Genomic DNA, 12560 nt, shown 5'->3' on the forward strand with positions numbered 1-12560 from the left:
TCGATCCGATTGCAGCTCTCTCATTGCGAGGTCGCCCGAGCCAGAAAGTCCGTTAGCGCACGGCGGTCTTCGGCCGAGCCGATACGCTGCTCCGGCATCTTCGTTCCCGGCGTGTAGGCATTGGGGCCCACTTCAAACATCTTTGCGACGGTCTCGGGCGTCCAGATCATATCCATCTTCTTGAGAGCCTCGGAAAACCGATAGCCGGGAAGTGAAGCTATCTTCCGGCCGAACAATCCGGCAAGCGTCGGCCCCGCCCGTTGTACCCCCTTCGCCGAGAGCGTGTGACAGGCAACGCAGGCGCGAAAGACCTCGGCACCATGATCTCCCGCGTAGGCGGCGAGTGGATCCACTGGCGTCCCGAACTGGTTCGAGCCGACCGGCTCTCCGCTCTGCACATTCCATCGCCGGATCTTCCCGTCCGCGCCGCCGGTCACGAGCGTCGTGGCATCATGGAGGAAGACGAGTGACCAGACCGGGGAACCAGGGACCACGAATGTCCGCAGTACACTCCGGGACTTGCGTTCGACAATGGTGGCCGTGCCGTCGATGCTTGCGGCGGCGATCAGTGCCTCATCATCGGAAAGCGCCAAGGCAACGATCGGTTTCGAGCCTGCCGCTATCTCACCGGACAGCTTTCCATCCGTCGTCAGCATACGCAGCTTGCCATCCGATCCGCCGGCGACGATCTCGCCATCGGGCGCGACCGTGACCGCGTTCAACGGCGCGGGCAACGTCACCACTTCGGGCTGACCGTCAGGCAGGCGCCAGATGCGCAACGCAAGATCATAGCCGACGCTTACGAGCGACATGCCGTCTGGCGCGAACGCGACACCGTTCACATTCTGTTGGTGACCTTCAAATACGCGGGCCGCACCATCCGCCAATGACCAGAGTCGCACGCTGTGGTCCCAGGAGGCCGAGGCGAGCTTTGATCCGTCCGGCGAGACCGCCAGGGCGACGACCGGACCGGAATGCCCTTCCAGGACGAGGTCGGGCTGCTGCTGGCCTGCGGTCCAGACCGCGATCCGGGCGTCCGCGCCGGCGGTTACCATCCGACCGTCCTTCAGGAAGGCGACCGCATCGACGGCATCAGCATGATAACGCAGCACCTCAGTGGCCGCGTCACCCTTCAGCGACCAGCGAATGGCGGCCGTGTCGAAGCTCCCTGACAGCAGACCGTCACCGTCCGGCGAAACCGCGAGTGCCCGGATGGGTCCGCCGTGACCTGCCAGCTGCGCCTGCCCCGCTGACGCAGCAAAAGCAACCGCCAAGAAGGCGGCCGCAGCCCATGTGCCGGACGCCCGTGCGATCGATCTTTGCCGGCCCTGGTCCATGGTCTCGAGAATGCCCGACAGGATAACCAAGATGAATGTCAGCGGCGATTACGCCTATTGTGTGCGCTGCATCAGGACTCATTCAGACATTCTTCGCTTGAATGCCGGCGGCGCGAGTCCTAACCTTTACGCGTTACGTCTTTGCTCGTCGCGTCAAGGAAGACGACATGCAGGGGCGATCGAGACCATTGCTGCGGATGATCGCGCGGCTATGCGCCGCTCACGCGTTCATGACCGCGCCAGATTCGGCCGCGCGAGAAGCTTCGCCTCTCCTCGTCTTCGCAACGGTTGTGCTCGCGCTGCTGCTGGCCATCCTGGAAGTGGACCTGCACAGCCCCGACCTCGAGTCCTGGGGATTGATGGGGGATTCGTTTTCGGCTCCCTCGATGTTTAAAGGTCCTTAAGCCAGTCGAATCGGGGCGAACTTTTAATTGATCGTCGGAGGTGCTCACGACAGGCTACATCGTGAGATGCGCGCCGCCTTTGAAGAATGGAGTGTGTAGATGAAGGCTTTCCTGCTCGGCTGCGCAGCAGCCATCGTGATCGCAATTGCAGCAATGGCTATCTTGAACCAGGTGCAGGAACCCGTCGAGCAGGCGTTCGCGACAACCGGTGTCCGTCTCTAAGAGCGTCCGCCCTGCGCGTGAAGACCGCGATCAGCTCCCAAAGTCGTACGTAGCCGAGCCTCGCGCTTCTTCAGCCAATCTCCTGCCGCACCTTGGCCGCGGCGTCGCACATCGCCTTCAGTTTTCCGAACGCGGTTGCGCGCGGCATGTATTTCATGCCGCAATCGGGCGCTGGAATCAGACGATCGGGCGACACGTATTTCAGGCCGTTGCGAATGCGGCCGGCTACGGTTTCGACACTCTCGATCCCGGGATCCGCGAGGTCGAGCACGCCGAGCATGATCTTCTTCGACGAGAGATCCTTGAGCACGCCGAGGTCGAGCTTCGGCTGCGCCGCCTCGATCGAGATCTGGTCTGCAATGGTGTCATCGAGTTCGGCGAGGAAAGAATAGCCAGCCGGCTTGTTTGAGCCCGGCACGACCGCCGCATAGCCGAAACAGAGATGCACGACGGTCGGCACCGTGATACCCTTCAGCGCGCGGTTGATCGCCTTGACCGCATAGCGCTTGGCAAGTTCGGGGTTATTGCGCACCCAGGGCTCGTCGAGCTGGATCACATCCGCGCCGGCCTTTTGCAGATCGAGCGCCTCCGCATTCACAGCCTCGGCGAGCGCCATCGCGAGATCTTCCTCATCCTTGTAGAACTCGTTCTTGGCCTGTTGGCTCATGGTGAACGGGCCAGGCAAGGTGATCTTCGCGGCGCGGTCGGTGTTCCTGCGCAGGAACTCCATGTCGTGCAGTTCCACCGGGCCCTTGCGCTTCACGGGGCCGACGACGCGCGGCACCGGGGTCTGGGTGTTGCCGGTACGCGCCACGATCATCGCGGGATTGTCGCCGTCGATACCGTCGAGCGCTGTGGCGAAGCGATTGGAGTAGCTCTCGCGCCGGATCTCGCCATCGGTCACGATGTCGATGCCGGCGCGCTCCATGTCGCGGATCGCGACGATGGTCGCATCGTCCTGCGCCTCCTCCAGATGCTCCGCCGGCAGCCGCCACATGTCGTGGAGACGGGTGCGCGGCACCACCTTCGACAGCATGGCGCGATTCACCAGCCATTCCGGCTGCGGGTAGCTTCCGACTACCGTGGTCGGCAGGATATGCGTTGGCATGGGCATGGAGTTCTCCTTCTTATTGTTGTTGAGCGCGACGGTTCACGCCGCGCGTTCCTCGTCCTTGACGGGATTGCGGAGGATGCCGATACCGGAAATCTCGATCTCGACGGTGTCGCCACCCTTCATCCACAGCGGCGGCGTGCGATAGGCGCCGACGCCGCCCGTCGTGCCGGTGACGATCACGTCGCCTGGCGCAAGCGCGGTGAAGGTCGAACAATAGGCGATCAGGGCCGGCACGTCGAACACGAGATCGGAGATCGGCGCCTTCTGCACCTCGACGCCATTGAGACGCGTGATCAGCGTCTGCCTGGTGACATCGGTCTATTCGTCGGTCGTGACCATCCAGGGGCCGAAGCCGCCGGTACCGGCAAAGTTCTTGCCCGGCGCGAATTGCGAGGTGTGACGCTGCCAGTCGCGGATGCTGCCGTCATTGTAGCAGGCATAGCCGGCGACATGGCTGAGCGCGGCGTCGCGCGAGATGCGGCGACCGGCCTTGCCAATGATGACGGCCATCTCGCCTTCGTAGTCGAAGCGCTCTGACTCCAGCGGCCGGATCATCGGCTGGCCATGGCCGACCTGGCTGTTGGCAAAGCGGGTGAAGATCATCGGATGTGCCGGGGTCGGATGGCCACTCTCCGCCAGATGTGTGGCGTAATTGACGCCGATGCAGAAGATCTTGTCGGGGTCGGGCACCGTCGGCAGCAGCGCTACATCCTGCAGCGCATAGTCGGGCTTCTCGCCGGCGAGCTTCCTCAACTCGTCGAGCGAGCCCTTCGCAAGCAGCGCCTTCAGCGTCGGATAGGCCTTCAGGCGTTTGCCGGCATCGATCACGCCCTTGTCGGTGACGATGCCATAGCTCGCGGTGCCTGATATCGTGAAGCTTGCGACTTTCATTGGTCAGACACTCTCTTCGATGGAGGAAACATAGTCGTTGATCGGAAGCGCGATCTCGCCGCTGCGGATCGGAACGCATTGAGGCGGGAAATCCTGGCGGAAGCAGGCGCCGGCTGTCTCGGCACGGTCGAGGAACCGCCCGAGATGGACCATCGCGCCGGTCGGGAGGTCATGCAGCACCATCAGCGTCCAGGGCTGCCGGCTGCACTGGTCCAGCGCGCGCTCGGTCCAGCCGTCAGGGTCGTCCCAGTCGCGCGGAATCGAATTCCAGAGCACGCAGCTGTGCTTGTTGCGGATGAGGTGATCGACGACGGACGACTTCAACAACCTTGCATCCAGATTGCCGCCGCCGCCGAACGGCCGGAACCAGCGCAGCGGATGCGCGAGAGCGCCGATCGCGTCCTGCGTTCGGCCGATTTCGTTCTCCGCCGTCTTGCTGTCCTTCTGCTGACCGAGCGGAATGCTGTGCGTAAAGGTGTGATTGCCGATCCAGTGGCCCTCCCCGTGCGCACGCATCGCAAGGCTACGCCGCTCGGGGTCGGCCAGCTTCTCGCCGATCACGAAGAACGTGGTCTTGATCCCGCGCTCGCCGAGGATGTCCAGCACACGCGGCGTCACGTCGGGATCGGGGCCGTTGTCGAATGTCAGGGTCAAATCGTACACACCGATACCTCAGGTCGCCGGCTGCATCGCGCCCGACGCGATCTCGTCATTGGCCTGGCCGGCGCGGGTGCCGGTTTGCCAGATCGCCGCCTTGCGCTCGATCCAGCGGATCGCGGCATTGAAGGCGATGGCGAGAAACAGCACGAGCAGCACGCCCGCGAACACGTGCGGACTGTCGAGGATGGTGCGGTAGCGCGAGATCAGGTAGCCGATGCCGGCCGAGGAGATCAGCATCTCCGAAACGACGACGCCGACGATGACAAGCGCGCCGCCGACGCGCAGGCCCGACAGCACCGTCGGGATCGCTGCAGGGATGATGACGCGGACCAGGCGCTGGCTCAGCGTCGCGCCCATGCTGCGCGCGGCGAGCAGAAGTTGCGGGTCGATGGTCTGGATGCCGGCGGCAGTGGCGAGCATCGTCGGCAGGAAGCCGTAGATCGAGGCGAAGGCGATCTTGGACTCCGAGCCGATGCCGAGCCATACCGTGAAGACCGGATAGAGGATCACGAGCGGAACTGCGTAGAGGCTCGACACCATCGGCATGATCAGGACGCGCGGGCGTGGGAGGCTGCCGACGATCGCGCCGAGCAGAATGCCGCCGCCGCAGGCGAACGCCATCGACACCACGACCTCGCAGAGCGTTACCGCGAGCGCATGACCGTATTCGCCCGCGTCCGTCCACCCGGCCATCAGCGTCGATGACAGCGACGGCAGGAACAATTCGGGAATGAGGCCGGTGCGCGGCAAGAGCTCCCACAGCGCAATCAGGCCGATCACGATCAGATATCGCAGCATTTTGGCGCTCATCTCCGCCTCACGCCGATTTGCGGATGTGCCGCCAGATGCGATCGCGCAACGCGCCGAAGGCATCGCCACTCAGCATCTCGTAGGTGCGAGGCCGCGGCAGCTGAACCTGGAGATGGTCGACGATCCGGCCGGGCCGCGCCGACATCACGATCACCTCGTCGGCGAGATAGACGGCCTCGGTGAGACTGTGCGTGACGAAGACGACTGTCTTGCCGGTCGCGGCCCAGATGCGCAACAGCTCGTCGCCCATGGTCATGCGGGTCTGCTCGTCGAGGGCGGCGAATGGCTCGTCCATCAGCAGCACCGGCGGGTCCTGCACCAGCCCCCGCGCGATGGAGACACGCTGCTTCATGCCGCCGGACAGTTCATGCGGATGGCGCTTGCCAAAGCCCTCGAGGCCGACCAGCTTGAGAGCATCCTGCGCCTTGGCGCGGCGCTCGGCCTTGGGCACGCCGCGCAGCGCCAGCGGAAACTCGACGTTGTCCTCCGCCGTCAGCCAGGGAAACAGGCTGGCCTCCTGGAACACCACACCGACCCTGTCCGGGTCGGGCTGCGGGATCGGCGCGCCGCTGATGGTGATTGTGCCCGAGGTCTGCTGGCGCAGGCCAGCCATCATCATCAAAAGTGTCGACTTGCCGCATCCGCTCGGGCCGACCAGCACGACGAAGCGGCCGGGCTTGATCTCGAGCGAGACGTCATCCAGCGCAACGACGTCCTGCGACCTCGTCTTGAATACCTGGCCGACATTCTTCACCTCGATTGCACCCGCGCGCGCGGCGGGCTTCAACGGGGTCACGTTCGCCAATGGCTGCATCGCGTTTCCACCCATCTGACAAGTTCGTTGAAGGTCATGGCGATCGCGGCGACCATCACGACGCCGGCGAGGAGCTGCTTCATCTGGAAATTCTCGCCCCAGGTCGCGATCTGGTGGCCGATGCCATCGCGCGAGGCATACATCTCGGCGAGGATGACGCCGGTGAGGTTGAAGATCATGGAGATCCGCAACGCCTCCAGCAGCACCGGCAGCATGCTCGGCAGGTAGACGCGGAATGCGGTCTGCCATGGCGTAGCGCCATAGGAGCGCGCCACCGTGAGATGCTCGACCTTGACTGATTCAACCGCAGTGGTGGTCGACATGATCACGATGAAGATCGTCGAGAAGAAGCCGAAACCGACTTTCTGGGCGAAGCCGACGCCGAATACGAGGATGAACATCGGCAGGAAGATCGACTTCGGGATGCTGAACGCGAAGAACAGCAGTGGCTTGGCCACATCGGCGAAGTAGCGGTTCTCCGCGACCAGGAAGCCGATCACCGCGCCGAAGGGAACGGCCAGCGCGAACGCGGCCAGCACCTCGGTCGCGGTCACCATCAGATCCTTCTGCACCGCGGCGCGCTGCAGGAGATCGCCGAGCGTCACGAACGTGTCGGACGCCGACGGCAGCAGGCGGGAATTGACGATGCCGGTGCGCGACAGCATTTCCCACAGCGCCAGGATCGCGACGATGATCGCGATCCTGGCGAGGTTGATGGCGAACGTGCTCTGCATCGCTATTGCTTGGTCGGGACGGGCTTGAACTTGGTCGAGATCACATCCTCGACCGGCACGATGTCCTTGAGCCCGCCGAGCTTGGCGAGATCGAGCGAGAGCTGCACGGCCCCGTTCACGTTGGCCGCGCCCATGTCGCCGCTGGTCTCGAGCTTCATGATGGTGTTGTCGTATTCGAGGCCGGCGATCTCCGGCGGCATCTCGTAGAGCTCGGCGATCAGCTTGACGGTGACGTCGCGGTTGGCGCGCATGAACGCGACGGCGCCGTAGAGGGCGTTCACCGCCTTCTGCACCAGTTGGGGCTTTGCATCGGCGAATTTGTCGAGCACGATCCAGCCGGCGGTCAGGTTCGGCGGAACCGCGGTCGCATAATCGAGGATGGTCTTGGCCTCGCCGGACTTCGAGATCTGGAAGCTCAGCGGCGAATAAACCACGGCGGCCTCGACGTTGCCGGCCAACAGGTTCGGCACAAGACCACCACCGCCGACGGGAACGCGGGTGAAGTCGATCTTCTTGTCCTGGATGGTCCACAGCGCGAGCAGATCGGAGCCCGATCCGGCCGCCGTGATCGCGACTTTCTTGCCGTTGAGATCCTTGACGTCGAGGGTCGACTTGGTCGGCACCATCAACTGCCAGCCGAAATTGCCCATGGCCGCATTGGCGACGATCCGCGACATCACGCCCTTCTTGCGTCCGGCCGAGACCAGCGACGGCGGATCAAGGATGATGTCGGCCGCGCCTGCGGCCATGCCTTCGAAGGTCTCGGCGCCGCTGCGATAGATGGTCAGCTCGGCCTGGATGCCTTCCTTCTCGAACAGCTTTTGTCGCACGGCCGTCTCGGCGATCGTCGTGGGCCAATAGGTCTTCGTGGGCAATCCAACGCGAATAGTGTCGGCGGCGCTCGCGGGCCCAGCCAAAATTGTGGCGGCGACGAGCGACAAGAGCGCGTGACGGCGATTGATCTTCATTGTTTCCTCCCGGTCTCTGTTTTTTGTGTGCCGGATTTTTCCGGATCGTCAGGTCGTGCGGCTCACCTCCGCAATACGCGAGGCGGCGAGCTCGACGAACTCTTTGGTGATGCCGAAATGCTTTGACAAGGCGCGAACTGCCGCATCCGCATCGCGCTTGATGACGGCGGCGACGATCGCCTTGTGCTCGGCTTCGACGTCGCGCGGCTTGCTGCCGAGCTCGCGGCGGATCGACAGCCGGCGGTAGCGCTCGCTCTGCTCGTGCAGCACATCGCGGAAGCCGAGCAGCCATGGCGAGCCGCACGCATTGACCAGCGCACGATGGAAGATGCGGTGACGGATCACCCATTCCTCGTAATGCACGGCGGGATCATCGGGATAACGATAAGGAACGGCCTTCAGATCTGCCCAGGCCGATTTTACCGAGGCGAGCCAGGCATCATCGCCCCGTTCGATCGAGCGGCGCAGCGCAAGCCCCTCGATGTCGATCCGCGTCTGCGTCACGTCGGCAAGATCCGCCAGCGACACCGGACTTACGCGAAAGCCGCGCTGGTCGGACGCCTGTACGAGGCCGTCGGCGACCAAACGCGACAACGCCTCGCGCACGGCGGCAAGGCTCACTGAAAACTGTTTTGCGAGACCGGCAATATGCAGCTTCTGCCCCGGCAGCAGCCGCGTCGCCAGGATATCGGCGCGCAGGCGCTCATGCAGAGCCGATGTCAGGCTGCGCGGACCTTCCCCGGGGCTCCCGGACAACTGGAACTGAAGCGGACCCATGGCCGGATGATTGCAAGGCGCCGGACGGGGGTCAATAGAAAATCGAAAATCGATTTTTCTGGTCCAAGTTGCATTACGCCCCTCTCGACGTCCTAGGAATGAGCTGGCCCGGATGGCGGCACATCCAGGCGAACAGCAACACCGGTCAGGTCCGCGCTCGCCGGCGGATACAGCGTCATGACCAGCGGATCGTGGCCGGGAACGATGTGATCCGCGTTGGGCGCTGCGGCACGCAGCTTGTCAAAGCCCACCAGCATGTCGCCGACATGAAACGCCGTCGCGAACGGACGCTCGCTTGTCATGTTCTCATAGAAATGGCTGACGTCGGAGGCGAGCACGACCGGGCCACGCCGGGTGTTGACGCGGACAAACTGAAGACCGGCGGAATGTCCGCCGGCTGCATGGACGGTCAGCCCGGGCGCGATCCCGGCGTCGCCATCGTAGAACAGCACCCGGCGCGCGTAGTTCAGCCGCACGAGCCCGCAGACATCCTCGACCTCGAAGGAATGCGACAGACGCGGATATTGCATGTAGCGCCCGGTGGCATAGGCGAGCTCGCGCTCCTGGAGATGAAAGCGCGCATTCGGAAACCGGTCGAAATTGCCGGCGTGGTCGTAGTGCAGATGCGTGAGAATCACGTCCCTGACGTCAGCGACATCGATGTCGAACGCTGCAAGCGTCTCGACGGGGCAGCGCAGGAATGTCCGCCGGCGCTGCCTGGCGATTTCGGCATTGAACCCGGTGTCGATGACGAAGGTGCGCCCGCCGCCCCTCGCCAGCCACATGAAATAGTCCATCGGCATCGGCCCGTCATGCGGGTCGCCGCCGATGAAATGCTCGCTCCGCTGCGCATCCCGCGTGGCATAGCGGATGGCGAAGAGCTCGTATTCCGGGTCAGCCATGGGACCTCGCGCTCAGGAACCGGCCGCGTCGACCTCGTTGAATGCCTCCCGCGCGTTGCGGAAGGCGTCGATGCCGGCAGGCACACCGCAATAAACGGCGACCTGGAGCAGGATTTCCTTGATCTCTTCCTTGGTGAGCCCGTTCTTCAGGGCGCCCTTGACGTGCAGCTTCAATTCGTGCGGTCGGTTCAGCGCGCCGAGCATCGCCAGGTTGACGATCGAGCGCGTGCGCCGATCAACGCCGGGCCGGGTCCACAGCGCACCCCAGCAGAATTCGGTCGACCATTCCGCCATGGTCCGCGTGAACTCGTCAGCGCCGGCGATCGACCTGTTCACATAGTCCTCGCCGAGCACCTCCTTGCGAACCTTGAGGCCCTTTTCGAACAGTTCGGTCTTGCTCATGATCGTCCCTTTCAGGTCTTGGAGAGTCTAGTTGGAAGAAGTACTACGCGCCGCCAATGCCGGGCGCAGCGATTGCAGGAGATGACCGACGTCGTCCGCCGCATCGAACCGCCAGACCGCATCAATGACGCGGTCCGCATCCCAGTCGCTTTGACCGGTGCGGACGCCCTCGCGCAGCTTCTCTTCAATGTCGCTGTCTGAAAGCGGCGCAGCCTGGCTGCCGCGCGGCGAAACGACGGTCTCGGTCAGAACCTCGCCGGACAGCAGGCGCAAGGTGACACGCGCGGCGCCATCCGGCATCTGAGCATCGAGCGCCGCCCTCACCTTATGTCGCAGCTGCGCGATATCGGGCCGGACCACGGTTTCGTGCGCGAACTCGGTCACGCCGGCCGTGCCGAGCAGCAAACCGCAAGCCACGCAATGATGAATGCTGACGCGCGCATCGCGCTCGTTGTTGACGGGGCGATCGCCGCGCGCGAGCAGCAACGCCGAACCCTGCACGGTGACGGAGTCGATCTGGTCGACCTTGCGACCGATCCGTTCGCGCAGCAGCAGGCAGGCATCGATGACGGAATGGAACACGATGCCGGCGGGATAGGGCTTGTAGGTGTTCTTGGCGATCTCCCAGCGCTTGCCGAGACCGTCGAGCAAACGAGGGAGATTCGGCTCGTCGCCCATAGTGCGCGCCCAGCCGAGCGGGCCTTCGATGGCACGTGGCGCGGCTTCATAGCCCTGCTGCGCAAGCAGCGCGGCGAACAGCCCGTTGCGCGCCGCGTTGCCGACGCTGACATTCTTCGCGGCGCTCGGCAGGTTTTCGACATTGCCGGCTGACTGGCTCGCCGCAACCCCGATCGCATTCGCAATCCGCTCCGCGGGCGAACCCAGGAGCTTCGCACACGCCGCAGCGGCACCAAAAATGCCGCAGGTCGAGGTGATGTGCCAGCCGCGGGCATAATGACGCGGCGAAACCGCATTGCCGATGCGACACTCCACATCCACACCGAGGATGAACGCCGTCAGCACCTCGCGCCCCGACAGTTTTCGCGTCTCCGCAAGCGCGAATATGGCGGCGGCGACCGGCGCGGCCGGATGGATGATCGTCTCGGGATGCGTGTCGTCGAAGTCGAGCAGATTGGCTGAGATGGCATTGAGGAACGACGCGCATAACGCATCCATCGGCTGCGGGTGACCGATCACCGTCGATGTCGCCGCGCCGCTGAACGGGGCCAGCGCGCGCATCGCCGCGATGACGACGGGATCACGCGCGGAGCCGAGCGCAGTTGCGAAAAAATTGAGGATGGATCGCCGCGCCTCAACGCTCTGCGCCTCCACGTTCGCCCACGACGAGGACGCGACGAAGTCGGCGAGCATCTTGCTCACACTCGGAGTTGGGTCTTGCGGCACGCGGAGCGTCTTCCTCGTTTTCACGGACCTTATGCCGATCCGCGGCAAACTGTCGACCCCAAATGTTATGCTTGACAGCTTGTCTGACAATCATAACAATCCCGGCCGCTGGCGCGGGATCCCGCTGCCACGACGACGGCGGCCGACGAGGCCGGCCGGCGAAAACGGTTGACCAACGAGATCAAGAAGGCGCGCCCGTCACGGGACCGCGCAACAGGGAGTTGACGATGGCGGGAGAGATCCTCGGCGTAATCGGCACAGGCCGCATGGGCGGCCCCATGGCAGGGCGATTGATCGACGCGGGCTATTCGCTCGTTGTCTATGACACCCAGACCGAGGCCACCCAGCCGCTGGTCAAGCGCGGCGCACAGCTCGGCAAGTCGCCGGCGGACGTCGCCTCGCGCGCCGACATCGTGCTCGTCAGCCTGCCGACACCCGACATCGTCAAGGCCGTCACGCTCGGACAGGACGGCATCGGCAGCGGCAACCGCGCCAGGATCGTGATTGATCTCTCGACCTCGGGTCCGGGCGCAGCAAAACTCGTTGCCGAAGGACTAAGGGCCAAGGGCATGACGCTGGTCGATGCGCCCGTGAGCGGTGGCATCAAGGGCGCCGTCAACGGTACGCTGGCCGTGATGGTGTCCTGCCCGCAGGCGACCTACGACACCGTCCAGCCGATCCTGAAGAACTTTGGCAAGCTGTTCTACACCGGCGACAAGCCCGGTGTGGCGCAGACGGCCAAGCTCGCCAACAATCTGATGGCGGCGGCGGCACTGGTGATCACCTCGGAAGCGGTCGCGATGGGCGTCAAGGGCGGCGTCAACGCAAAGGTACTGATCGACATCATCAACGCCAGCAGCGGGCGCAACAGCGCCTCCGAAGACAAGTTCCCTCGCGCGGTGCTGCCCGGCACGTTCGATTTCGGCTTCGCCACCGGCCTTTCCTACAAGGATGTCCGCTTGTGCGTGGACGAGGCCGAGGCGATGGGCGTGCCGATGGTCTGCGGCGCGGTGGTGCGGCAGATGCTCGCGATCACCAACGCCAAATATGGCGCGTCTTCCGACTTCACCTCGATCGCCAAGGTGCTCGAGGAGTGGGCTGGCGTCGAGATGCGCGCCTAA

The 12560-nt window shown here is 64.1% G+C and carries 14 protein-coding genes and 1 pseudogene; 3 read left to right on the forward strand and 12 right to left on the reverse strand.

Translation table 11 applies throughout. The features are described from left to right. Positions 1-20: 20 nt before the first annotated feature. Positions 21-1337, reverse strand: a complete 1317-nt coding sequence (locus VGR99_RS25380) for a c-type cytochrome (protein WP_414645172.1) — start codon at positions 1335-1337, stop codon at positions 21-23. Positions 1338-1504: 167 nt separating this feature from the next. Between VGR99_RS25380 and VGR99_RS25385 the strand changes: the two genes are divergently transcribed. Together VGR99_RS25385 and VGR99_RS25390 are read left to right on the forward strand one after the other, a co-directional pair. After that, the gene (locus VGR99_RS25385; RefSeq protein WP_326902316.1) at positions 1505-1741 is read left to right on the forward strand and encodes a hypothetical protein; all 237 of its coding nucleotides are present in this window, start codon (positions 1505-1507) and stop codon (positions 1739-1741) included. Positions 1742-1840: 99 nt separating this feature from the next. Continuing rightward, a complete protein-coding gene (locus VGR99_RS25390; protein WP_326902318.1) occupies positions 1841-1963 on the forward strand; it encodes a hypothetical protein in 123 nt (40 codons plus the stop codon). 70 nt (positions 1964-2033) lie between these two features. Here VGR99_RS25390 and VGR99_RS25395 read toward each other — a convergent pair whose 3' ends face one another. From VGR99_RS25395 to VGR99_RS25445, 11 genes and pseudogenes are all read right to left on the reverse strand, one after another. Further along, positions 2034-3077 carry a uroporphyrinogen decarboxylase family protein gene (locus VGR99_RS25395; RefSeq protein ID WP_326902320.1) on the reverse strand — a complete coding sequence of 348 codons (1044 nt, stop codon included), beginning with the start codon at positions 3075-3077 and terminating at the stop codon, positions 2034-2036. Positions 3078-3113: 36 nt separating this feature from the next. Beyond that, positions 3114-3968: pseudogene (locus tag VGR99_RS25400) on the reverse strand (fumarylacetoacetate hydrolase family protein). A 3-nt stretch (positions 3969-3971) separates the two neighbouring features. Then, entirely contained in the window at positions 3972-4631 is a 660-nt protein-coding gene (locus VGR99_RS25405) for a polysaccharide deacetylase family protein (protein WP_326902322.1), read from the reverse strand. 9 nt (positions 4632-4640) lie between these two features. Further along, positions 4641-5438 carry an ABC transporter permease gene (locus tag VGR99_RS25410; RefSeq protein ID WP_326902324.1) on the reverse strand — a complete coding sequence of 266 codons (798 nt, stop codon included), beginning with the start codon at positions 5436-5438 and terminating at the stop codon, positions 4641-4643. A gap of 7 nt (positions 5439-5445) precedes the next feature. Next, a complete protein-coding gene (locus VGR99_RS25415) occupies positions 5446-6252 on the reverse strand; it encodes an ABC transporter ATP-binding protein (RefSeq protein ID WP_051378397.1) in 807 nt (268 codons plus the stop codon). Next, positions 6231-6986, reverse strand: a complete 756-nt coding sequence (locus VGR99_RS25420) for an ABC transporter permease (RefSeq protein WP_326902328.1) — start codon at positions 6984-6986, stop codon at positions 6231-6233. The genes VGR99_RS25415 and VGR99_RS25420 overlap by 22 nt, the downstream gene beginning before the upstream one ends. Before the next feature lie 2 nt (positions 6987-6988). Then, positions 6989-7954 (reverse strand): ABC transporter substrate-binding protein, encoded by a 966-nt coding sequence (locus VGR99_RS25425; protein ID WP_326902329.1) that lies wholly within the window; start codon positions 7952-7954, stop codon positions 6989-6991. Positions 7955-8002: 48 nt separating this feature from the next. After that, positions 8003-8731 (reverse strand): GntR family transcriptional regulator, encoded by a 729-nt coding sequence (locus VGR99_RS25430; RefSeq protein WP_326902330.1) that lies wholly within the window; start codon positions 8729-8731, stop codon positions 8003-8005. A gap of 92 nt (positions 8732-8823) precedes the next feature. Further along, positions 8824-9633: an N-acyl homoserine lactonase family protein gene (locus tag VGR99_RS25435; protein ID WP_326902331.1), complete on the reverse strand. Its 810-nt coding sequence runs from the start codon at positions 9631-9633 to the stop codon at positions 8824-8826. A gap of 12 nt (positions 9634-9645) precedes the next feature. After that, the gene (locus tag VGR99_RS25440) at positions 9646-10035 is read right to left on the reverse strand and encodes a carboxymuconolactone decarboxylase family protein (RefSeq protein WP_130371561.1); all 390 of its coding nucleotides are present in this window, start codon (positions 10033-10035) and stop codon (positions 9646-9648) included. A 27-nt stretch (positions 10036-10062) separates the two neighbouring features. Then, a complete protein-coding gene (locus tag VGR99_RS25445) occupies positions 10063-11406 on the reverse strand; it encodes an MmgE/PrpD family protein (RefSeq protein ID WP_326902452.1) in 1344 nt (447 codons plus the stop codon). A 95-nt stretch (positions 11407-11501) separates the two neighbouring features. Here VGR99_RS25445 and VGR99_RS25450 point away from each other — a divergent pair, with 95 nt between their 5' ends. Next, positions 11502-12560, forward strand: coding sequence for an NAD(P)-dependent oxidoreductase (locus VGR99_RS25450; protein ID WP_326902333.1), 1059 nt, complete (start codon positions 11502-11504; stop codon positions 12558-12560).

Origin of the sequence: Bradyrhizobium sp., from assembly GCF_035935975.1 — a bacterium.
GTDB lineage: Bacteria > Pseudomonadota > Alphaproteobacteria > Rhizobiales > Xanthobacteraceae > Bradyrhizobium.